This window comes from Acinetobacter sp. WU_MDCI_Abxc222, from assembly GCF_025514755.1.
Lineage (GTDB): Bacteria > Pseudomonadota > Gammaproteobacteria > Pseudomonadales > Moraxellaceae > Acinetobacter > Acinetobacter geminorum.
Window position 1 is genome coordinate 56,643 of sequence record NZ_JAHPVG010000004.1, and the last position, 22,498, is coordinate 79,140.

Genomic DNA, 22,498 nt, shown 5'->3' on the forward strand with positions numbered 1-22,498 from the left:
GAAGGTGGTTTTTTATTTCAAAGCAGCTTAGTGGCCTGTACCGTTAATTGCTTTTGTCATATCTTCAACAACTTTCTTGGCATCACCAAAGATCATCATTGTTTTTTCGTTATAGAACAAGTCATTGTCTAGACCAGCATAACCTGTTGCCATAGAACGCTTAATTACCATAATTGTACGTGCTTTATGAGCTTCAAGAATCGGCATACCATAAATTGGTGAGCTTGGATCATCTTTTGCAGCTGGGTTTACAACGTCGTTTGCACCAATTACAAGTACTACGTCAGTTGCAGGGAAGTCTGAGTTGATCTCATCCATTTCCAAGATGTCTTCATATGCCACGTCCGCTTCAGCAAGTAGTACGTTCATATGACCAGGCATACGACCCGCAACTGGATGAATTGCAAAACGAACGCGCACACCTTGCTCTTTCAAAAGTTCACACAACTCTTTAACAGCATTTTGTGCACGACCTTGTGCCATACCATAACCCGGTACAATCACAACGCTATCCGCATTTGACATTAAGAAGCCAGCATCATCAGCAGAACCTGAACGGTAGTTACGTTGAACTTGTTCCCCTTTATCTGCAGATGCAACTGCTGCACCACCCATTGCCCCACCAAACAATACATTGATGATCGAACGGTTCATTGCTTTACACATGATGTACGACAGAATCGCACCAGATGAACCTACAAGTGAACCTGCAACGATCAACATGTTGTTTTCAAGAGTAAAACCAATACCTGCCGCTGCCCAACCAGAGAATGAGTTAAGAAGCGATACCACTACAGGCATATCACCACCACCCACCGGTGCAATCCAAACCCAACCAAATGCAAGTGCAAGTGCTGTCATTGCCCAGAAAGCAGTCATGTTGCCAGTCGTGAAGAAGTAGAAACCACAAGCCAACATCGCAACAAAGATAAGTGCTTGAACAGGTTTAACCCATGCACCAGAAATTGTTTTAGCCCATTTTTTCGCAGCCAATTTACCGTACGCAAATACAGATGCAGTAAAGGTAATCGCACCAACGAAACAACCAACAAACAACTCAAATAAGTGAACCTTGCTCATGTGTGCATGTTGCACGCCAGCTGCTGTTAAAGCCGCTTCATTTTGAGCGAATAGTTCAGTAAGTTGGTTGTTATGTAAAATTGCAGCAATCGCAATTAAAACAGCAGCCAAACCCACCAATGAGTGCATAAGCGCAACTGTTTCTGGCATTTGCGTCATTGGTACTGTACGTGCGCGCGCAATACCTACGATTGCACCTAACACCATCGCCCCAACAATCATCCAGATGACTGGGTTATTCGCAACAAAGAAGGTTGTTACAACTGCAATCGCCATTGCGATCATACCGTAACGGTTACCTTGAATTGCTGTTTTAGGACCAGATAAACCACGAAGCGTCAAGATAAAGAGGATTGCGCCAACAAGGTACAACCAGTTTGCATTTGCTTGAATAAATTCCATGTCAAAGCCCTCTTATTTCTTTTGCTTAGGCTTGAACATTTCCAGCATGCGTGCAGTTACTGCAAAGCCACCGAAAATATTAATGCTTGCCAAAAATACTGCAATCGCACCGAGTACGCTCACCACATTCACACTTTGAAATGCAACGTTAGCATCCACACCTAAAACTGGCAGACCTACAGTTTGCAACATCGCACCTACCACAATAATAGATGACAACGCATTAGTTACTGCCATAAGTGGTGTATGCAAAGCTGGCGTAACACCCCAAACCACGTAATAACCTACGAAGATGGCAAGGACGAAAATTGTAATAGTTTCAACCATGAGAAATCTCCTTAACCACGCTTAAGCAGTACTTGACCGCCATGAGTGACCAATAGGGCTTTTTGGATTTCGTCTTCCTGATTAATCGCAAAGTTTTTCTCTTTGTCGAATAAGGTCTCTACGAAATTAAAAACGTTACGCGCATACAATGCAGAAGCTTCTGTTGCTACAGTTGCCGGAATATTTGGAACACCCAAAATTTTCACGCCATTTTCTGTAAACACAGTCTCACCAACTTTAGAGCCTTCAACGTTACCACCAGTTTCAACAGCCATATCTAAAATGACAGAGCCCGGTTTCATCTTGGCAACAGTCTCAGCTTTAATCAGACGCGGCGCATCACGACCTGGTAACAATGCAGTAGTAATCACGATGTCAGCATTAGAAACAGCTTTATCTACAATTGCAGCTTGGTCTTTGATGTATTGCTCACCCGGCATCCATCCATAACCATTTTTAGCGGCATCCGCTGCACGTTGTTGCTCTTCTTCAGACATTGGTACGTCTAACCACTTACCACCTAAAGACTCAACTTGATCTTTTGCTGTAGGACGTAAATCGGTCGCTTCAACAATTGCACCTAAACGTTTTGCAGTTGCAATCGCCTGAAGACCAGCAACCCCAACACCCATGATTACAACACGCGCAGGCTTTACAGTACCCGCAGCAGTCATAAGCATTGGGAACATGCGTTGATATTCAGCAGCAGCAAGTAAAACCGACTTATAACCAGCTAAGTTTGCTTGAGAAGACAACACATCCATGTTTTGTGCACGAGAAAGCGTACGAGGAAGCAGTTCTAGAGCAAAAGCAGACACTTGTTGATTCGCAAACTGATCTAGCTCGGTGTTACGATAAGGATCAAACATTGCTACAACAGCGGTATTTGCTGCAAGTTTCTGAATTTCCGCGCCCTGTGGTGCGCGAACTTTCAAAATAATTTGACTACCCGTATAGGCATCATCCGTAATGGTTGCACCGACCTGTTCATAAGCACTGTCAATGTACGCAGCCTTTACACCAGCACCACGTTCAATCACAACGCTATGACCAGCGCTAATCAACTTCTTTACTGTCTCTGGCGTAGCAGCTACACGATTTTCACCGACGACAGTTTCGGTTGGGATTCCGATCTGCATGAGCGTTCCTCAAGCTAATTTCTCATTGTCAAAAACATTGCAAGCTGCAATGTTTCCCCCATGTGTATTCTTTGTACAGAATTTGGATTCTAATTGAACTTTTTTAAAATACCACCCACTATTTATTTAATAAATACCCATATTTTGAACTGATGATTCACGATATTTGTTTAGGGGTGTAATATGGGAAGGTTTTTCTTTTTTTGCAGACAATAGTCTCTCTTATACAGTCCTGTATATGAAAATTTCTTTATCTTCGTTTCAAATCGGGTCTTTTTTTGCTCTTTGCTCTGCGTTTCTATTCAGTACCAAAGCAATTTTTATTAAACAGACTTATGCCCTTTCTCCATTAGTAGACGGTACGATCTTGATGGCTTTACGCATGTTAAGCGCCTTACCGTTCTTTCTATTAATTTGCTGGTTTAACAGGCATCATAATCAGGGCATAAAAAAGAAGGATTGGCTAATTTTAATTTTTGCTGGTCTATTAGGCTACTACTTTGCAAGTTGGCTCGATTTCATGGGCCTTATGTTTATTAGCGCCTCTTTGGAACGAATTATTCTATTTTTATATCCCACGCTTACAGTCATCGTATCAAGCTTACTCTACAAACAAAAATTAGATGTAAAAAGTTTATTTGCCATTTTTCTTAGTTATGGTGGAACGGTACTGGTTATGCTTCAGGAGCACAACAATGCACCAATTCAGGGCAACTTCTGGTTAGGAACAAGTTTCGTATTTGCAAGTGCCGTGGCTTTCGCCGGCTATTTGTTACTGACGCCACCTCTCATTAAGAAATTTGGCTCTTGGAATTTCACAGGGTTAGCCTTAACTGTGGCTTGTATCGGCACATTAACTCATTACGCATTAAGTACACCTCATCCAATTCAACTTCTATTACAACTTCCCTCTAGTGTAATTTGGTATGGCATTGGCTTAGGCTTTTTAATCACCGTGTTACCCACCGTTATGCTCATGCAAAGCATTGAACGATTAGGTGCCTCTCAATCTGCAATGATTGCTTCAATTGGACCAGTTTTAACGATTTTGCTTGCCGTTGCTTTTTTAAATGAACATCTCAATATGTGGCAATGGATCGGCTGCCTTCTTAATATTGTCGGTGTCATGATGATTACACTCAGAAAGAAAAGACTAAAACATTAAATTCTCTTGACCTCAACTTAAGTTGAGGTTGGATACTCATCTAAATTTTAATGAATGGTTGAGCTCCAATGAGTCAAGAAACTTTTAAAATCATAAATCCATCAACTTTATATAACCCAACGCCAAACGCTTATAGTCATGTTGCTGTAGTGGAGAGCTTTAAGAATATTATTCATTTAGCAGGTCAAGGAGGCGAAAATTCCCAAGGTGAATTAAGCCCAAGTTTTGAAGAACAAGCGAACCAAGTTTTTGATAATATTCAACATGCTTTAAAAGCAGCCAATGCAGAGCTTAGCAATATTGCTGTATTGAGAGTTTTAGTTGTTGACCACTCGGTCGAAAAACATCAAATTTTGATTAAAATTATGCAAAATTTATGGAAAAATCATCCTTTTCCTGCCTGTACACTTATTCCTGTGCCGCGCCTTGCACTAGAACACATGCTTATTGAAGTTGAAGCAACGGCATACACCCAATAAAACTGAGAGAACGTCATGTCTACCCCTGAAGATATCAGTCAAAATAAACCTTTGCTTTGGTTGATGGCAGCAGCATGCGGATTATGTGCAGGTGTGAATTATTATTGTCAGCCTCTAATTCACTCTATTCAGCAAGAGTTTGCTGTAACTCAAGCACAAGCCGCTTTAACAGTGACATTTGCTCAGGTGTCTTATGCCCTCGGTTTACTCTTTATTGTCCCATTGGGTGATATTGTCAATAAAGCCAAAGCTATTCCATTTTTGATGGTGCTTTGCGCAGTTGGTCTATTTACATCTGCTTTTGCTGTAAACTTACCCATGTTGTGGATTGGTACAATTTTAGCGGGATTGTTTTCTGTTGCTGCCCAAGTCCTGATTCCACTTGCCACAATGACCGTAAAACCCGAAAAAACTGGCGAGATCATTGGTTTTTTAATGAGTGGTTTATTAGTCGGGATTTTACTCTCTACCAGTCTAGCTGGATTATTTTCCAACCTTTTCCACTGGAAAATAGTGTATGTCGTAAGCGGTGTATTAATGCTTCTGTTGGCATTTACTTTAAAAAGTCGCTTGCCTTATGTCTTACGTATGAAAATGAACTATGGGCAAATCTTTGTTTCCATGGCTCAGCTTTTAAAGCAAGAAAAAAGACTCTTATTAAGAGCACTTACAGGTGCTTTTGCCTTTGCAGCAGTAAGTACTTTGTATTCAACCATCGCATTACTTCTCACCTCAGCACACCATTTACCAGATCTATTTATAGGGCTAGTACCTCTAGTCGGTATCTTTGGGGCATTATCAACACGCTATATTGGTAAATATGCCGATCAAGGCTACACAAGATTACTTACATGGATGGGCTGTGGATTGTTCTTGATAAGTTGGATTTGTTTCTACTTCGGACAAACTCTACTTTCTAGTTATATTATTGGATTTGCTTTAATTCAATTAGCACTCGCACTCGTTCACACCAGCAACCAGAGCATTATTTTCCGCTTACGTCCAGATGCAAAATCACGGATTAATGCCATTTATATGACCACTTATTTTATTGGCGGCGCAGCTGGTTCAGCATTAGGAATTTTTGCTTGGAATCATGGGGGATGGACCATGACCTGCCTTGCAGGTGTGGGGCTCGTTGTATTTTGTATTTTATTTAGTGTGATTGATGCTTTCTTACAAAAAAAGCAAATGGCACACTCATAACCTAACTTGTTAAAAATCATCTTTCTATATTCAGCACAAGGGCGGTTATAAATTATGCGGTTAAATGCCACTGTCGATTCAGGGCTAAACCCCGTATAATGCTGCCCTTTCATTAATTTAGCGACTTTTGGGTCTATTGGCTATGCAATCACTTCAATCGTTACAACCTCGTATTTCTGTCGCACCTATGATGGACTGGACTACAAAGGACTACCGATTCTTTGCAAGACTGTTTAACCCAAACGTTGTGCTCTATACAGAAATGGTGACTACAGGTGCGATTCTATTTGGCGATGCAAAACGTCATTTAGACTATAACGCTCAAGAACACCCGATCGTATTGCAACTTGGTGGATCAAACCCACAAGAGCTTGCAACCTGCACAAAAATGGCCGAAGACTGGGGTTACGATGAAGTCAACCTCAACGTAGGCTGCCCAAGTGACCGCGTACAGAACAATAAAATCGGTGCATGTTTAATGGCAGAGCCAGACTTGGTTGCTGAATGCATTCACAGCATGCAAAAGGCGGTTAATATTCCTGTCACAGTAAAGCACCGTATCGGTATTGATGACATGCAGTCTTACGAAGAAATGCTACATTTCGTAGATACTGTCGCTGCAACAGGTTGTACGTATTTCGTTGTGCATGCCCGTATTGCGATATTGAAAGGCTTGTCTCCAAAAGAAAATCGAGAAGTCCCCCCTTTACGCTACGAAGATGTATACCGCTTAAAGCAAGAACGTCCACATCTAACTATTGAAATTAACGGCGGTATTAAAACGTTTGCCGAAACTCAAGCTCATTTACAACATGTTGATGGTGTCATGATTGGCCGTGAAGCCTATCACAACCCTTACCTACTTGCTGAGCTTGGCCAACTTTGGAACTTAGAAGCACCAGACCGTTTCGATATTATGGAACAAATGCTACCTTATATTGAGCAACGCATGGCTGAAGGTGCTCCCCTTTCAATCATTACACGTCATATTTTAGGTTTATTTCAAAACTTACCGGGTGCTCGTAAATGGCGCCAAGCACTAAGTGGCGGAAACGCAAAAACTTTAGCTGATATTGAAAATGCAATTCAGAACATGCGAGCAGCCATGATTCGCACTGAAGAGTATGTAAAAGAGCAGCAGGTTTAAGTTGGCGACGACTTCTTAAATTGTAAGAAAATGTGGCATTTTAAATCAGAGACTTAGATTTTGAGTATATTCGCAAATGTTGGAACAAAATATTCAAATTTAAGCTCTGATTAGTTATTTATTTACAATGATATCAATAATTTAAATTTCACTATTTTTGACTACCTCTTTTGATAAGTATATTTTCGCTCCAAGGCAGGCACCTCTGGAAAAAAGATACGTTATTACATAACATAAACAAAACTTTTAAGATACGCCTATTAGTATCTCTGAACGCCACAGGTAGGTGGTGATTTTTTTAATATGGATATGGGTAGCACGGTAGAGATTTCACGATGATTATTTATGACGGACAAGTAGCTGATAATTACATGTATCAGGATTCAAATCAGGCAGCCATTGTTGTATCGCACAGCGCACCCAGCCTACCTTATCCTTTCACCATGAAACCCAATAATCATCAAACTAAAACTTCAACCAACCCACCGATCGATGTAGAAAAGTTTGTAGAAAAATTAGAAAGCGTTACCTCTAGACGCAGCAAAGCTAGATGCGCACGTAGTATCCGTCTTGCACTCGAATCTGCTGGTGCTAATGTTGAAAACCACCCAATCGCAGCTTCAGATTGGGGCGATACCCTCAAAAAGATTGGCTATAAAGAAATTGATCCAGCCTTCGACGAACCTCAAGAAGGTGACATTTACATCATTCACAGAACCCGCAACCACGTTTATGGACATATCGCAGGGTACACTGGAAGTGAATGGGTCTCTGACTTCAAACAAAATAGCTATGATGTCTATAAAGATGACAGCGTAACTTATACTTATTATCGACTAGGGTAATCTACCTAAAAACTAGATACTCAATTGCTTTAATTGTTTCAAACAACTGATCAAACGAGTATTTTAAATCCAGCTTGGCTTCTTTTTTGCTTTATTTTCATATTGTACTTATCAAAAATAATGATGGAACTTTATGAAAAGAATACTGCTGAGCTTTTACTTACTGACATCGTTTAGCATGACTTATGCCGCCTCCGATACAAACATTATAGAGGTTTTTAAAAAAGTACCCGAGAAACGGATTTATGAACCTCAATATTTATTAAAAGAAACCACTCCTAAAGCTCGGATCCATGTGATACGAAAACAATATTTAAATGGACTACTAGATTGTCCTTCCGTGATTTATCACGACAAGAAGAAAATACTATCTCTTCGCTCATTTGAAGAAACAACTTTTTTCTAAAGCCTGATCGTTACTATATTCGCTATGCGGTTAACAATAGTGGTTGTATCAATTTGGAATTTTACCAAGATAAGCGCCCCAAAATGGACATCCTATCTCAGGAACGTCAGTTAGAGGGTGATACTGAATATACATTTACTATTAGTGAACACACTGGACCACAATAATTGTTTCAGCATAGGTGAAACATATCTCCTCTCACACTTTTAGTAGATGGTAGATATGCTCAACATAAGGTTGAATCAGATCACTCTGGTTTGTTCTGTAAGCTAAAACTACTTCAGATAAAAGATTTTTATTTTCTAGAGGAATCAATTTTACTTTTTTAGGTAATATTTGTTCAAATTCTTGAGGAACAATGCTAATACCCAAATTTGCAGCGACTAACTGTAATTGGCTTAGCTTACGTGATTGGATCATCGCTGTTTTAGGCCAGAAGCCAGCCCCTACACACAAGTTTGAGACTAAATAACTCAAACCTCCGCGCTTAGAATGTGGAGTCGAAACAAAGTATTCATCTTTTAAGTCTTTGACTTGAATCTCTTGTTTATTTGCAAACTTAGCATGATCAACATGCACAGCCACCATTAAAGGTTCTTCATATAGCTTAACAATATTGATCTCATCTAAAGTGTGTCGAACTGGTGGTCTGATCAAACCAATATCAACTTCTCCACTCATTAAAGCTAGAATTTGATGCTCAGATGACAAAGTATTTATCTCAAAATTTATCTGCTTGGCTAAGCTAATTTCTTTTAATATCTGAATTTTCTTATCGTCCATAATAATGCTGCTCGAATGAGCGATTTTAATCTGGCGATTTTTTCCTTCTGCAATATTTTTAGAAAGACCAATAATTTCATTTAAATAGGCCATATTATCTTTTATCTTTTTATAAAAGACTTCACCAGCTGATGTGAGTTTTGCTCTTTTATCAACTCGATCAAATAACTGAAAATCAATTTCTTCTTCTAATAGTTTAATTTGCCGACTTAAAGCAGATTGGGCAATAAAGAGTTTCTCTGAAGCCGCGGTAAAGCTCCCTTCTTCAACAATTTTTATAAAATATTGGAATTGTTTTAATGTGAGCATAATCATCTCAAAATTAGATTATTAGGTCTATTTTATATATTAGATTAGATAGATAGCCTTCGCTAGAATTTTATCAAGACCATTCACTTGATTGAATTATTCATGAAGTATTTAAAAGGACTCACCATCTTCACCGTTGTTGTTCTAATTTTATGGTGCTTTAAATTTTATGATCAGCAGCTACCCACACACACCCAGCAAGACAACATAGAGCTGTATGATTAAATAGTTTCTCTCAAAAATAAAAGGCATGCACTCACCTAAGCACATGCCTTTTCAATATTTAAATTAGGCTTTCTTTAAATCAAGCTTTTTCAAAACTTCAGCGACAGCAATCATTGCAAAACTTGAAGTCACTACTACCGCTGAACCATAGCCACCACAGCGCAAGCCAGCTGATGGGCAGACATCTGCACTTGAAAATGGATTATCGATTGAGTAAATACAGGTAATGCCAAATTTCTCTTTTGGCTTTTTACAGATGCCGCGAGCACGAAGTTGACTACGTAGCTTCGCTAACATTGGGTCTTGCTCTGTTTTTGATAGATCGGCCACGCGAATTTTAAGTGGATCAAGCTTACCACCTGCTCCGCCTGAAACAATCAAAGGAATTTTATTAAAACGACAATGCAGCATTAAAGCCAGTTTAGCTTTAACGTCATCGATGCAGTCCAAAACAATGTCTGGTACAGGGTTTAAAATCTCTGTGACATTTTCAAGCGTTAAGAAGTCATCAATAATATTTACTTTAATATGTGGGTTAATTTGGCGACAACGCTCTGCCATAATCTCAACTTTTTCACAGCCTAATGTTGAGGTCATTGCAGGTAGCTGACGGTTTACATTTGATGCTGCAACCACGTCCATATCGACCAATGTAATTTCGCCAATACCCGTACGTGCTAAAGCTTCTACTGCCCAACTACCGACACCACCAATACCAATCACCATCACATGACTTTTTTCATAGTGCTGGAACGATGAATCACCATAAACTTTGGCTACACCTGCAAAACGACGGTCATATTCATCTTGTTGGATATCAGTCATTGCTACTCTGTGGGGATATAAAACACGGAAGGTATTTTACTTCTTTTCAAAAGAAAGTGTATTTCATATCAAAGAAAACTTGGGATTGGGATATTTAAACTCACGATAAGTCTGTCATTATAAATTGTATTATTTAAGACTGAAGTCATCATTTACTAACGTGACAGGCGGCACGGATGCCGCCCAGTTGGGCTGTGGTATAAGGACATACCATCAGCCCGACAAAGGATTTTTGCCTTGCGCTGTTTTAGTCACAGCTCATTATCCTTAAAAAGTAAAGATAAGCCTATAAATCCAATATGAGCTCATACACATTCATTATAAGACCATGCTAAGTTTATGGATTTATGAAGCAATCAAATTCCGCAGTACATAATGCAAAATACCACCCGCCTTAAAGTACTCAACTTCATTTAACGTATCAATTCGACACAACACATTAAAATGACTCGCTACTCCATTTGGCCCTTTTACATCAACTTCAAGAATTTGATGAGGCTCTATGCCATCCGACAAGCCCCGAATTGATATCACCTCATGACCAGTTAAGTTAAGAGATTGTCGAGTTTGCCCATCAATAAACTGTAAGGGCAACACGCCCATACCTACCAAGTTTGAACGGTGAATACGCTCGAAACTTTCGGCAATGACAGCCTTCACGCCTAATAAGTTTGTTCCTTTGGCAGCCCAATCACGTGAAGATCCTGTTCCATATTCTTTACCAGCAATAATCACAAGCGGTGTATGTTCTTGTTGATAACGCATTGCTGCATCATAAATAGCAAGCTTTTCACCACTTGGCACATGAATGGTATTACCACCCTCTTCACCACCTAGCATCTCGTTTTTAATACGAATATTGGCAAAAGTACCTCGCATCATGACTTCGTGATTACCGCGTCGAGAACCATAAGAGTTAAAGTCTTTTGGTTCAACACCTTGCTCTTGCAAATATCGGCCAGCCGGACTGTCTTTTTTAATATTACCTGCCGGTGAAATATGGTCAGTTGTTACCGAGTCACCAAGTACTGCCAAGATACGTGCCTGTTCAATATTCTTAATTGGTTTTGGAGGTTCGCCAATGCCCTCAAAGAATGGCGGGTGGCGGATATAAGTCGAATCATCAGCCCATTCATAGGTTTTACTTTTTGGAATCTGAATCGCTTGCCAGCTTTCATCACCATCAAAGACCGCAGCATATTCTTTATGGAACATGTCTGTATTTACTTTCTGTAAGACAGCATCAATTTCAGCCTGACTTGGCCAGATGTCTTTTAAGTAAACAGGTTGTCCATCTTTACCCTGCCCAATAGGTTGTGTAGTTAAATCAGTACGAATATTACCAACAAGACCATAAGCGACTACCAAAGGTGGCGAAGCAAGCCAGTTTGTCTTAACTAATGGGTGTACGCGTCCTTCAAAATTACGATTACCAGAAAGTACAGATGCAACATTTAAATCATGGCATTGGATTGCTTCTTCAACTGGTCCGGGTAGTGGACCTGAGTTACCAATACAGGTTGTACAACCATATCCCACCAAGTTATAACCCAACTCATCTAAATACGGTGTAAGCCCAGCAGCCAGCAAATAATCCGTCACCACCTTCGAGCCTGGTGCAAGTGAACTTTTCACCCATGGTTTACGCTGCAAGCCTTTTTCAATCGCTTTTTTTGCAAGCAAACCTGCGGCTAGCATTACACTTGGGTTAGAAGTATTGGTACAAGAGGTAATCGCTGAAATAACAACATCACCATGAGTTAATGGATACTCTTTTCCTTCAATCACACATGACGGACTTTCATGCTGGATATTTGCTTTTTTTGCCTCTACGGCTGTGCCACCACCGCCTTCATTTTCTAAACGCTCTTTAGCTTCTTTAGCCGGTTTTAGCGTTAACTCCATTAAAGCATTAAAGGTTTTCGGCACATCAGATAAAAGAACTTTGTCCTGTGGACGTTTTGGACCAGCTAGACTTGCCTGAACCGTGCTCATATCTAAACTTAAAGTATCTGTAAAAACAGGTTCATCACCAGGGTTACGCCATAAGCCTTGTGCTTTGCTATAGGCTTCAACCAGTTCAATACGATCACTTTGACGACCAGTTAATTTCAAATATCCCAATGTCACTTCATCAATCGGAAAGAAGCCACAAGTCGCACCATACTCTGGCGCCATGTTGGCAATGGTTGCACGGTCAGCAAGAGGTAGATCGGCTAAGCCATCTCCATAGAACTCTACAAATTTACCCACGACACCTTTTTGACGAAGCATTTGAGTAATAGTCAGCACCAAGTCTGTTGCAGTAATCCCTTCTGGTAATTTTCCTGTCAATTTAAAACCAATGACTTCAGGAATCAGCATAGAAATGGGTTGACCCAACATAGCTGCTTCCGCCTCAATCCCGCCAACACCCCAACCTAATACACCTAAACCATTGATCATGGTGGTATGGGAGTCTGTACCAACTAAGGTGTCAGGGAAAGCAAAGGTTTGTCCATTATCTTCACCTAGCCACACCGCTTGAGCCAAATATTCTAAATTGACCTGATGACAAATCCCCGTACCCGGCGGCACAACACTAAAGTTATTAAAAGCAGATTGCCCCCAACGCAAAAATTGATATCGCTCGCCATTACGCTGCATTTCAATCTGAACGTTTTCTTCAAAAGCCTGATCATCAGCAAAATGATCCACCATCACCGAGTGATCAATCACTAAGTCTACAGGTGATAACGGATTAATTTTTTCAGGATCGCCACCCGCTTGTGCCATTGCAGCACGCATTGCAGCCAAGTCAACTACAGCGGGAACACCGGTAAAATCTTGCATTAGAACCCGTGCAGGTCGATATTGAATTTCTTGATCGGAACTACGGTTTTTTAGCCACTCAGCTAAAGCATGAATGTGTTCCGTTTTAACACTATGTTGATCTTCAAACCGTAATAAGTTTTCCAACAGTACTTTTAATGATTTCGGCAGTCTGGCAATGTCACCTAGCTTTTTCTCGGCTTGGGTTAAGCTAAAAATCTGATAATTGCTGGAACCTACTGTTAGCGTCTGTAAAGCATTAAAACTATTGATATTGCTATACTTAGCCATTGGGTTATCCTCCCATGTCTGGCAATGTTATTTTTCACGTTTTTACATGTTGTTTTCTTACTTTAAGCTTCTTTTCTAATCGCTGTGTTTTGTTTTAGTTACTATTTCTAATCTTTGATTTTTATTACGATAATTTCAAAGCAGATTGAGAGTTTTTCCACAGCAACTCAGCTAAATCTGACTCAGGCATGTTTAAATTTTCGGCCAAACTTTGTAAAACATAAGGCAAATTAACAGGGGTATTACGAGTACGCTGTTCAGTTGAGGTTTGACAACAAAGCGGTGTCATATCTGGGCAATCTGTTTCAATCACCAAGTGCTCGGCACCTATAGCATTTACCACAGTATGAAGCTTTTTCGCATTTGGGTTGGTAATTTGCCCCGTTACACCAATTTTAAAACCAAGCTTAATAAGACCCTTTGCCTCTTCTACCCCACCACTAAATGCATGAGCAATGCCTCCCAATTTAAATTTTTGAGATTTTAATATAGCAAGCACATCACCATGCGCTTTTCGAATGTGGAGCAACACTGGTTTTTGGTATTGGGTTGCCAGCTCTAACTGATCAGCAAAATATTGTTTTTGCTTTGCATATACATCTGGCTTTTTATGTTCTTTTAAAAAAGTATCTAAGCCAATTTCACCCACTGCCACACAATTTTCTTGCTGCAAGATGTGTTCAAGATGAGTCAAATGTTCTGGTTGATGCTGCTCAATATAAAACGGATGTAAACCTGGTGCTAAATATGAAGCAGGCACATTTTCCCAGCTTTTTAACTGATGATGAGTTTGCACCAACTCATTAAAGCGTGACTGCATAAACCCAATTAACACTAAAGCGTCAACACCCACCTTTTTAGCGTCGACTGCTAACTGTTGCCGGTCTTCATCAAAATCGGCAACATCAAAATGGGTATGAGTATCAAACAAATGCATTAGCCAGCACTTTTTGCAACTGGTGCCGAAGCTGGTTTAACTTTAGGCTGTGGCAAATATTCCTCTTTCAACACATCTTGCAATTGATCATAAGGAATGACTAATCGAGGGAGTCCAACCACATATGGTCCAATTTCATACTCACCGTATTGAAGGATTAAACCTTGCTCACCCAATAAGAAGTTATTAGATAATTTAAATGGCCATGCTTGTTCATAGTCAGCAACATTATCAGCCAATTTAGAGTCCGTTACCCATGTCTTAAAGGCTTCATGAGCTAACTTCTCTAAATTTGCTTTTTGCTGAGGGCGTAATAAATCTTCAAGCTTAATTTGCTTTTGCTCTTTTAAATCAAAATTATAATAATGCTGTGCAGCAGAGCCATGAGCCCCTCCTAAATAACTACTACTATTAAGCACTACAGTTACAACTTTACCTTGAGCCTGCAAAATCTTAGGTTTAACTAAAAGATTAATCTGATGATTACTACTTAAAGCTTTTAGCTCATTATCTAGATCAATAAATGAATTTGCATAGCGTTGCACCAGTGTATCAAAGCTATTTTTTTGCTCTGCACCCGCTGCCGCTGAAGCTTCTGCTTTTTGTTCCGCTTGCGTATTCTTAGCATCAGGTTCAGCAATTTCTAAAATTTGATTTAATGTATTTAAGATTTGTTGATCTATAATTTTGTCAATAAAAGGAAAATTACTCTGTAAGCGCTCTACCGTAAATTCTGGACAAGTTTTACCATCACAATCAGGTAAAACCACCTTACTAGGAATTGTTTCACCCTTCAAAGTCAACTCTACTGGCTTTTGTTCCTCGACTGCTGGTTTCTGCTGCTCTTGAGAATCCTTAGGATCAGCTTTAGGTTGGCATGCTGCCAAAAATATAGCAGAAGCAAGCAAAGTTAATCGCAGTGAAGCTTTAGAAGATAACATCATATTTTGCCTTTTATTCTAAGGAGATTACGCTGTGCCTTTCTAAGAAATTAGCGCATATAAATAGAGGTTGCAAATTCTGCTACCATCTTAAAACATTTGTTCATAAACCTCGGGTTGTAATATTTTTTTGGTCTGTTCTTTAGATAAATAAATATCGAGCTGTGGAGCTTCTTTAGTAATCTGGTTTGCCTGATAATGTAAGCCAACGCCTTCACCATCAAAGAACCAATCTGCCTGCCCCCAATATAAAGTTTTTGGTGCTTCTTTTTTTATGTCAGCAGTCTGCTTTTTTAACCAATCTTGATATGCGACCTGCACCATTTGATGCACAGCTGTTTGCTGATCCTTTTTTAAAACATCTAACAAAGTTAAGCTCTTATGCAGTTTTCGGTCGGCCACAAAAAAGTAATAACGATCTTTAATCGTGAGCTCTTCTTGCTTGGTATCAAGTCCTAATTGCAATAAAACGTATTGGTTACGCTGCGATGCAATACGGGTATGAAGATGCAATTCGTAAGCCCGATTCTTTGAATATTTATCTTGCCATTCATCAGACTTTTTAACATAAGCATTAATGGCTTGCTGCAAACTTAAGTCTTTTTTCAAATCAATTTGATCTTGAATTACCTTAGCCTGACTTTTCGCGATCCATTCATTTAGCCATGCATCTTGGGTCTTTATCGTTTGAATATCGACATCAATACAATTTTTCTTCTCACAAAATGGTAAAGCATAATCAGCTTTTACTTGCTGCAAGTTTAGAAATGGTAGTACTTCAGCTTTCTCTATATTTTGATTTTGGGTAGAAGCTGATTTTATTTGAGAAGATGATGAAGGTTGAGAGCTTTTCCAGACAAAAAGGCAAATAGCCAAAAGTAATATGATTACCGCAACTAAAAGTGCAATAACTGTCTTTCTATTCAAATTCATTTCATCATCCTTTCTTATTTTTCAAAACAAAACAGCTTCTGTTCGAAGCTGTCTGTCAAATCTTAAAGATTAGTGTTCACGTGTGTTACGGAACTGAATATCAGGCCAACGCTCTTGCATAATCTGCAAGTTCACACGACTTGGCGCAAGATAGGTTAAGTGACCACCACCATCGATAGAAAGTTGATCATGTGCTTTTTTCTTAAATTCATTGAGAATCTTGTCATCATCACAATGAATCCAACGCACAGTATTTACACTTACAGGCTCGTAAACACAGTCAACTTTATATTCTTCTTTCAGACGGTAAGCAACCACATCAAACTGAAGTACACCCACAGCACCCACGATCAAATCATTGCTAATTTGTGGCATAAATACCTGAGTTGCGCCTTCTTCAGACAACTCTTTCAAACCTTTTTGCAACTGCTTTGACTTTAATGGATCTTTCAAACGTACACGGCGGAACATTTCTGGAGCAAAGTGAGGAATACCTGTGAAGTGCAAGTTTTCACCGCTAGTGAAAGTATCACCAATTTGAATTGTGCCATGGTTATGTAAACCAATAATATCACCTGGCCACGCTTCTTCTAAGTGCTCACGCTCACCCGCAAGGAATGTCAATGCATCACTAATACGAACATCTTTACCAATACGTACATGATTCATTTTCAAACCTTTCTCGTATTTACCTGAGCAAATACGCATAAAGGCAATACGGTCACGGTGTTTCGGATCCATATTTGCTTGAATTTTAAATACGAAACCAGAAAAGCCTTCTTCTTTTGCATCAACAACACGCTCTTGTGTTGGATGAGCTTTAGGTTCTGGTGCCCAATTCATAAATGCATCTAATACATGGTCAACACCAAAGTTACCTAATGCTGTACCAAATAGAACTGGAGTTTGTTTACCTTGTAAAAATAATTCGCGGTCTAAAGGTTCGTTCGCCATTTGTACGAGCTCAAGTGACTCTTCAAAAGATGCCCAAGCCAACTCACCTACTTTTTCACGGATATCTGCGTGGTCATAACCTTCACGTACTTCAATATCTGTAATCGTTGAGCCAAAGCCTGCTTTGTAGACATACAACTTATTCTCAAGAATGTTGTATACACCCGCAAAATCACGTCCCATCCCTAATGGCCATGTAATAGGTACACAACGAATATTGAGGACATTCTCAATTTCATCCAGCAACTCAAGTGGTTCACGAATCTCGCGGTCCATCTTGTTTACAAATGAAATGATAGGAGTGTCACGCATACGACAAACTTCCATCAATTTGATGGTACGTTCTTCGACACCTTTTGCACCGTCAATCACCATAAGTGCCGAGTCAACAGCGGTTAGAGTACGATAAGTATCTTCAGAGAAGTCTTCATGCCCTGGTGTATCGAGCAAGTTAATAGTATGACCTTTATATGGGAACTGCATAACCGAAGTGGTAATGGAAATCCCACGCTCTTTCTCCATTTCCATCCAGTCAGATGTAGCTGCGCGGTCAGATTTACGGCTTTTTACCATCCCTGCAACTTGAATTGCTTTACCCCATAACAGTAATTTCTCTGTCATGGTTGTTTTACCGGCATCGGGGTGGGAAATGATGGCAAATGTGCGGCGTTGAGCAACCTGTGCCGCTAACTCATCTTTAAAACTCATGAAATACACCTACTGCGGAGATTGCAGTGCCAAAGACCTAAAGTCGATCAAAATAAAAATTGGCGTAATTGTAGCAGATTTATAGAAGTGTTTAATGGTTGTTGATAACCCATGAGCCACTCACAAGCTTTTTAAATACTTTTTTTAAAATATGGCTTAGCGTCTTAGAAATTTTATAATAAAAAAGCCCATCTGATCGTAGATGAACTTTTTTAAGAATTAGTAGAATAGTTATGCCAGTTTTTTTTCTTCAATAAATTGGACATCTGCAATTTGTGCATCCCAGAATTCATTCCATAAAGCACAATAATCAATACATAACTTGGTTAAGCTTTCATAATCATCTTTTGTAATTGCTTGCGCTAACGCGAACCAAAGGTCATCTTCATGATCATCGTCAGCAGCCTCTGATGCTTCATCAGTAGATACCCCATGAACATGGTAATAACCCCCACCTTCAACATCAATATTCACAAATTTGGTTGCTTGTCGTAATGGAGGACTAAAAAGAATGACTTCTTCTTCAGCAACAGCTAATAATGCCACAACATTAATATAACTATCATAAGAAGACTCTAAAAATGACCTAACCTGATCAGCAAATTTTGATGGTCTATAATTACGGCGATCATCTTCTGTTAAGCCATAATCATTAAGTAAATCTTCATATAAAGGATAATGAGCATATTCAGGATTCCCCAAATAGTAATTATCTTTATCTAGCCCAGGACGAAAACCAAACTCATCAAGTATATTTAAACTTAATAATACCCTTGGAAACATTTTAGCTCCAGAATGGAGTTTAGGTTCCAACTGCTTTGTCAAAAACTGAGCCTTTAATAAAGCATCAGTGAAAATTTGCACTATCGCATGACGATATTCCAAATGAATACGTATTAAACTTTGCTTATCAAGATATCCACTGTTTAACAATTCGATAGCAGGATGCTTACAAACTGGTAATTCTGCAATTGTTTTTCTTAACTGTTGAAGAAATTGTAAATTTTCATCCCATTGTTTTGCAGGAATACTATTTCTCATCCCCTGCAATGCTTTTTCTCTTGGATTATTAAAGTCTTCAAATTTTTTTAACATAATGATTCTCTGTAAAAAGTTTTTCTTATAGTTAAGTTACAGGCTTTCCCTTTATTCCAATTTTGCATTCAATTGCTAAAATAAATTCCGTACACCTATACTTAACAAGTTGATACTATGTGTATTATCTCAACAAATCAACGGATTAATTAATAATATTTAAAAAAGTAAACTATTGCCAATTAAATATATAATATGTTGTTTTTTTAAATTAACCAAGCTATTGAATAAATATAATTTTTTAAATATTATAAAATAAGTTTTATTTAAGCTTATACACTTTACAATAGCAAACTTAATCAAAAAATATCCGTAACGGGGAACCCGATGACAAAAAGAGAAAATATTATAACAACAGCAACAGCCCTCTTTAACCAAAAAAGCTATACTTCCGTTGGAGTTGATCGCATTATTGCCGAATCAAATGTTGCAAAAATGACTTTTTATAAATACTTTGCCTCTAAAGAAGCTTTAATTGAAGAATGTCTTTATAAGAGAAACTTAGAGATCCAATATTCAATATTGGAAAAAATAAAAAATACCAATAACCCATTAATTAAACTAAAGAAAATATTCAACTGGTATATTGATTGGATTAATACAGATGACTTTAATGGCTGCTTATTTAAAAAAGCGACCATCGAAGTCATGCAACTATATCCCTCTATTAAGCATCAAATTAATGAGTATCGGGAATGGATTTACTCATTGGTTTTTTCAGCCCTTTCGGAGTTAGAAGTAGAAAATACAAAAATACTAACTGGACTTTTTCTTAACATCGTAGATGGAATCATAATTGATGGCACCATAAACAAAAAAAAGATTAATTCAGAAGAAACATGGTCTTATATAAATAAACTTATTGAGTTCGAAACAACTCAAGAATGTGTAGCTATTTAATTTACAACTCAATTAAACTTTTATATTTTAATAAGATATAAAATATTTTTAATCCGGTGGGGCCCAATCTCCAACTCCACCAACTAAAAACAATCACTAAAATTAAGATATTTATATTTTATAAAAGTGAATATTTTAATTAACTCTAATTATTATACATACTTCACAATACTCCATAAAAATCTATTTAAACTTTTATTCTTTATAGAATATATCCATTAATTTATTAGCAATACTTTATACTCGAAGTATATTAATTTTGAAAACATATAAATATCTTTCAAAAACTAGCATTATCTTAATTATTTATTTTAAGAATATAAATTATAAAATTGATGATAGATTATATTAAGCGAAGTGAGCCCCTTGAGACTCAATGAGTTCATCGACTTGAACTGGCATTCCCAACAAATAACCTTGGAACTGTTGACACCCTAAACGCGTTAAAATCTCAACCTGTTGCTGGGTTTCCACCCCTTCTGCTGTTACAGTTAAGCCTAACTTTTTAGCTAAATGTATAATACTTTCTAGAATAACTTCTTCTTTAGAGCCCGGCTTTAAATCAACAATAAAGCCACGATCAATTTTCAACTCATCTACAGGTAAATCTTTTAAATACAAAAAGCTTGAATGGCCTGTTCCAAAATCATCAATTGCGACCCGAATACCCATATCACGTAGCCGCTCACAAGCTCGAATACTCAAGTCAATATGACGCATTGCTGTCGATTCAGTAATCTCAACAATTAAATGGTGAGGTTGAATCTGATATTTTTTTAATAATCCTTCCAGTGTACTAAATAACTTTTTATTTTCGAACTGTAGTGCAGATAGGTTTACTGCGACTGGATAAAATGGGGTGTTACTACGTTCCCACTCCTGAATTTGTAGACAAGCTTGTTCGAGTGCCCAATATCCCATTGGAATGATCAAACCCGTTTTTTCTGCACCTTCTATAAACATATGCGGCGTGAGTATACCTAAAGCTGGATGATTCCAACGAATTAATGCTTCAACACCACAGACTTCAAGATTCGTGTTAAATTTTGGTTGGTAATATAAAATAAACTGCTTTTCTTCTACGGCTTTATAAAGGTCATTGATCAGTTTTGACTGACTTCTCGTTTCTTGTTGATGGGTTGAATAACTAAAGATGGTGTAAGTATTCCGGCCTTGCTCTTTAGACATGAGCATCGCGGCATCAGCATTCATAAGTAGATCCTGAACATTTTGTCCATGTTCAGGGAATAGTGCTACGCCTAAGCTTGCAGAAATATTAATTTCTTTACCTGAAATTTGATAACTTTCCTGAATTAGTTGCAGAACTTTCTCAGCCAAAATAACTGCTTCTTCTGCATTTGTATTTTCTGCAATCAGTAAAAACTCATCACCACCGATCCTAAGCAGTTTACATTTTTCATTGAGTTGCCAGTGTAAACGGTTTGCCATTTGAATCAGTAATTGATCTCCTACATGATGCCCGAATGCATCATTCACTGATTTAAATCGGTCTAAATCAATATATAAGAAAGCAATTTTTTGGTCTTTATATCGGTGATCTGAAAGTAATACTTCTGCATAATCAACCAAATAAAGGCGGTTAGGTAATTTGGTTAAATTGTCTTGTATAGATAAGTTAGCTAATTCTTTATTTGCCTTGCGCAACTCTAAATTTTGCTGAGTGAGACGTTGCTCCAACATGGCAACAATAAAACTTGCTACGAGCACCAAACACGTAACTAAAATAATTGTAAATAATAATAAATCATGTTCAGCCTGATATTGGCTAATAAATTTATCAGTAATATTTGTCGCGATAAGTGCTGTATAGTGCATCCCCATAATACTTAGGGTCATCATAACTGAAAATGCGACTTTTAAAGTTAAACGGTATCGTTCCGTATCTTTTAATTTATAGGCGAGTAAAAATGCTAGCCCTGAACCACTCATTGCAATTAATACAGAAAATAAAAGTAAAAACGAAGTGTAATCTTTTTTATAAACATTAATATTCCAACCTAGCATGCTAATGTAATATGAGGCTGAAATTCCAATTCCCATGATAATCGAGCTCAGAATGAGTCTGAATAAAGGGAGTGTAAAACGTGAAGTCAACCACATCGCAATGCAAGATAACAAAGCACTGATGGCATAAGAAACTGCAATTAAAGGAATATTAGAGTTAGTTGTATCAAACAGATGATAAGCTTGTATACCAACAATATGGACGATACTAATTGCTAATGCGAGTAGCAAACCATTGATAAATAAAATTAAAGACTCAAATTTCTTATAGACTTGCTTGAATATTAGCTGCTCCATGGAAATTACAATATAGCAAATGAAGCCAGCTGCAATAAAAGAGCCGACGATCAATGTGCTATCGTAATCAACATGACCCATATTGGACTTCCATGATTATTCAATACTTTTTTTTATTTTGTTCAACTCATTGCCCAAAATACAATTAAACATGTTAAAGAAATTTTAGTAAATTTGACTTATTCAGTCAGTTATAAACAATAACATTATCTATCTTTTGGTCAAGTATTTTTTACTTTATAAATCAATAAAGTAAATAAAATTTAAG

The 22,498-nt window shown here is 38.1% G+C and carries 19 protein-coding genes and 1 pseudogene; 8 read left to right on the top strand and 12 right to left on the bottom strand.

Translation table 11 applies throughout. From position 1 onward, the window contains the following. Positions 1-27: 27 nt before the first annotated feature. From KTJ10_RS08215 to KTJ10_RS08225, 3 genes are read right to left on the bottom strand one after another with little or no spacing between them, the layout of a single operon-like run. Positions 28-1,482, bottom strand: a complete 1,455-nt coding sequence (locus KTJ10_RS08215; protein ID WP_017387605.1) for an NAD(P)(+) transhydrogenase (Re/Si-specific) subunit beta — start codon at positions 1,480-1,482, stop codon at positions 28-30. Positions 1,483-1,494: 12 nt separating this feature from the next. Then, entirely contained in the window at positions 1,495-1,809 is a 315-nt protein-coding gene (locus KTJ10_RS08220; protein ID WP_000230434.1) for a proton-translocating transhydrogenase family protein, read from the bottom strand. Between the two features lie 11 nt (positions 1,810-1,820). Beyond that, positions 1,821-2,948: a Re/Si-specific NAD(P)(+) transhydrogenase subunit alpha gene (locus tag KTJ10_RS08225; RefSeq protein ID WP_032052909.1), complete on the bottom strand. Its 1,128-nt coding sequence runs from the start codon at positions 2,946-2,948 to the stop codon at positions 1,821-1,823. Between the two features lie 238 nt (positions 2,949-3,186). Here KTJ10_RS08225 and KTJ10_RS08230 point away from each other — a divergent pair, with 238 nt between their 5' ends. From KTJ10_RS08230 to KTJ10_RS08255, 6 genes and pseudogenes are all read left to right on the top strand, one after another. Then, a complete protein-coding gene (locus tag KTJ10_RS08230) occupies positions 3,187-4,113 on the top strand; it encodes a DMT family transporter (protein WP_262441773.1) in 927 nt (308 codons plus the stop codon). A 68-nt stretch (positions 4,114-4,181) separates the two neighbouring features. Then, positions 4,182-4,592 carry a RidA family protein gene (locus tag KTJ10_RS08235; protein WP_046812611.1) on the top strand — a complete coding sequence of 137 codons (411 nt, stop codon included), beginning with the start codon at positions 4,182-4,184 and terminating at the stop codon, positions 4,590-4,592. A 15-nt stretch (positions 4,593-4,607) separates the two neighbouring features. Continuing rightward, complete coding sequence (locus KTJ10_RS08240; protein ID WP_262441774.1) at positions 4,608-5,798, top strand: MFS transporter; 1,191 nt, start codon at positions 4,608-4,610, stop codon at positions 5,796-5,798. Between the two features lie 142 nt (positions 5,799-5,940). Then, complete coding sequence (gene dusA / locus KTJ10_RS08245; protein ID WP_262441775.1) at positions 5,941-6,945, top strand: tRNA dihydrouridine(20/20a) synthase DusA; 1,005 nt, start codon at positions 5,941-5,943, stop codon at positions 6,943-6,945. Between the two features lie 335 nt (positions 6,946-7,280). Continuing rightward, positions 7,281-7,790 (top strand): hypothetical protein, encoded by a 510-nt coding sequence (locus KTJ10_RS08250; RefSeq protein WP_262441776.1) that lies wholly within the window; start codon positions 7,281-7,283, stop codon positions 7,788-7,790. A gap of 178 nt (positions 7,791-7,968) precedes the next feature. Beyond that, a pseudogene (locus tag KTJ10_RS08255) lies at positions 7,969-8,363 on the top strand (hypothetical protein). Positions 8,364-8,394: 31 nt separating this feature from the next. Here the strand turns inward: KTJ10_RS08255 and KTJ10_RS08260 are convergent. Next, entirely contained in the window at positions 8,395-9,294 is a 900-nt protein-coding gene (locus KTJ10_RS08260) for a LysR family transcriptional regulator (RefSeq protein ID WP_262441777.1), read from the bottom strand. Between the two features lie 96 nt (positions 9,295-9,390). Here KTJ10_RS08260 and KTJ10_RS08265 point away from each other — a divergent pair, with 96 nt between their 5' ends. After that, entirely contained in the window at positions 9,391-9,513 is a 123-nt protein-coding gene (locus KTJ10_RS08265; RefSeq protein ID WP_199977468.1) for a hypothetical protein, read from the top strand. A gap of 63 nt (positions 9,514-9,576) precedes the next feature. Here KTJ10_RS08265 and KTJ10_RS08270 read toward each other — a convergent pair whose 3' ends face one another. The 7 genes from KTJ10_RS08270 to KTJ10_RS08300 form a co-directional block, all read right to left on the bottom strand. Next, positions 9,577-10,338, bottom strand: a complete 762-nt coding sequence (locus tag KTJ10_RS08270) for a tRNA threonylcarbamoyladenosine dehydratase (RefSeq protein WP_262441778.1) — start codon at positions 10,336-10,338, stop codon at positions 9,577-9,579. A gap of 345 nt (positions 10,339-10,683) precedes the next feature. Continuing rightward, on the bottom strand, positions 10,684-13,440 hold the full coding sequence (acnA, locus tag KTJ10_RS08275) for an aconitate hydratase AcnA (RefSeq protein WP_262441779.1): 2,757 nt from the start codon (positions 13,438-13,440) through the stop codon (positions 10,684-10,686). Positions 13,441-13,564: 124 nt separating this feature from the next. Then, positions 13,565-14,377 (bottom strand): TatD family hydrolase, encoded by an 813-nt coding sequence (locus tag KTJ10_RS08280; protein ID WP_262441780.1) that lies wholly within the window; start codon positions 14,375-14,377, stop codon positions 13,565-13,567. Next, a complete protein-coding gene (locus KTJ10_RS08285; RefSeq protein ID WP_262441856.1) occupies positions 14,377-15,318 on the bottom strand; it encodes an RsiV family protein in 942 nt (313 codons plus the stop codon). The genes KTJ10_RS08280 and KTJ10_RS08285 overlap by 1 nt, the downstream gene beginning before the upstream one ends. A 90-nt stretch (positions 15,319-15,408) precedes the next feature. Continuing rightward, positions 15,409-16,251: a hypothetical protein gene (locus KTJ10_RS08290; RefSeq protein WP_130173196.1), complete on the bottom strand. Its 843-nt coding sequence runs from the start codon at positions 16,249-16,251 to the stop codon at positions 15,409-15,411. 69 nt (positions 16,252-16,320) lie between these two features. Further along, a complete protein-coding gene (locus tag KTJ10_RS08295; protein ID WP_002117155.1) occupies positions 16,321-17,913 on the bottom strand; it encodes a peptide chain release factor 3 in 1,593 nt (530 codons plus the stop codon). Between the two features lie 231 nt (positions 17,914-18,144). Then, entirely contained in the window at positions 18,145-19,008 is an 864-nt protein-coding gene (locus tag KTJ10_RS08300; RefSeq protein WP_130173198.1) for a hypothetical protein, read from the bottom strand. 327 nt (positions 19,009-19,335) lie between these two features. On the opposite strand from KTJ10_RS08300, the gene KTJ10_RS08305 reads away from it, so the two are divergent. Then, positions 19,336-19,908 (top strand): TetR/AcrR family transcriptional regulator, encoded by a 573-nt coding sequence (locus KTJ10_RS08305; protein WP_130173199.1) that lies wholly within the window; start codon positions 19,336-19,338, stop codon positions 19,906-19,908. 348 nt (positions 19,909-20,256) lie between these two features. Here KTJ10_RS08305 and KTJ10_RS08310 read toward each other — a convergent pair whose 3' ends face one another. Continuing rightward, the gene (locus KTJ10_RS08310; protein WP_086265023.1) at positions 20,257-22,311 is read right to left on the bottom strand and encodes a GGDEF domain-containing phosphodiesterase; all 2,055 of its coding nucleotides are present in this window, start codon (positions 22,309-22,311) and stop codon (positions 20,257-20,259) included. Between the last annotated feature and the right edge of the window lie 187 nt (positions 22,312-22,498).

What these genes read in the sequence shown, in the direction of transcription:
- KTJ10_RS08215 (WP_017387605.1), bottom strand. Translation starts at nt 1,482, where the DNA reads ATGGAATTTATTCAAGCAAATGCAAACTGGTTGTACCTTGTTGGCGCA.
- KTJ10_RS08220 (WP_000230434.1), bottom strand. Translation starts at nt 1,809, where the DNA reads ATGGTTGAAACTATTACAATTTTCGTCCTTGCCATCTTCGTAGGTTAT.
- KTJ10_RS08225 (WP_032052909.1), bottom strand. Translation starts at nt 2,948, where the DNA reads ATGCAGATCGGAATCCCAACCGAAACTGTCGTCGGTGAAAATCGTGTA.
- KTJ10_RS08230 (WP_262441773.1), top strand. Translation starts at nt 3,187, where the DNA reads ATGAAAATTTCTTTATCTTCGTTTCAAATCGGGTCTTTTTTTGCTCTT.
- KTJ10_RS08235 (WP_046812611.1), top strand. Translation starts at nt 4,182, where the DNA reads ATGAGTCAAGAAACTTTTAAAATCATAAATCCATCAACTTTATATAAC.
- KTJ10_RS08240 (WP_262441774.1), top strand. Translation starts at nt 4,608, where the DNA reads ATGTCTACCCCTGAAGATATCAGTCAAAATAAACCTTTGCTTTGGTTG.
- dusA (WP_262441775.1), top strand. Translation starts at nt 5,941, where the DNA reads ATGCAATCACTTCAATCGTTACAACCTCGTATTTCTGTCGCACCTATG.
- KTJ10_RS08250 (WP_262441776.1), top strand. Translation starts at nt 7,281, where the DNA reads ATGATTATTTATGACGGACAAGTAGCTGATAATTACATGTATCAGGAT.
- KTJ10_RS08260 (WP_262441777.1), bottom strand. Translation starts at nt 9,294, where the DNA reads ATGATTATGCTCACATTAAAACAATTCCAATATTTTATAAAAATTGTT.
- KTJ10_RS08265 (WP_199977468.1), top strand. Translation starts at nt 9,391, where the DNA reads ATGAAGTATTTAAAAGGACTCACCATCTTCACCGTTGTTGTTCTAATT.
- KTJ10_RS08270 (WP_262441778.1), bottom strand. Translation starts at nt 10,338, where the DNA reads ATGACTGATATCCAACAAGATGAATATGACCGTCGTTTTGCAGGTGTA.
- acnA (WP_262441779.1), bottom strand. Translation starts at nt 13,440, where the DNA reads ATGGCTAAGTATAGCAATATCAATAGTTTTAATGCTTTACAGACGCTA.
- KTJ10_RS08280 (WP_262441780.1), bottom strand. Translation starts at nt 14,377, where the DNA reads ATGCATTTGTTTGATACTCATACCCATTTTGATGTTGCCGATTTTGAT.
- KTJ10_RS08285 (WP_262441856.1), bottom strand. Translation starts at nt 15,318, where the DNA reads ATGTTATCTTCTAAAGCTTCACTGCGATTAACTTTGCTTGCTTCTGCT.
- KTJ10_RS08290 (WP_130173196.1), bottom strand. Translation starts at nt 16,251, where the DNA reads ATGAATTTGAATAGAAAGACAGTTATTGCACTTTTAGTTGCGGTAATC.
- KTJ10_RS08295 (WP_002117155.1), bottom strand. Translation starts at nt 17,913, where the DNA reads ATGAGTTTTAAAGATGAGTTAGCGGCACAGGTTGCTCAACGCCGCACA.
- KTJ10_RS08300 (WP_130173198.1), bottom strand. Translation starts at nt 19,008, where the DNA reads ATGTTAAAAAAATTTGAAGACTTTAATAATCCAAGAGAAAAAGCATTG.
- KTJ10_RS08305 (WP_130173199.1), top strand. Translation starts at nt 19,336, where the DNA reads ATGACAAAAAGAGAAAATATTATAACAACAGCAACAGCCCTCTTTAAC.
- KTJ10_RS08310 (WP_086265023.1), bottom strand. Translation starts at nt 22,311, where the DNA reads ATGGGTCATGTTGATTACGATAGCACATTGATCGTCGGCTCTTTTATT.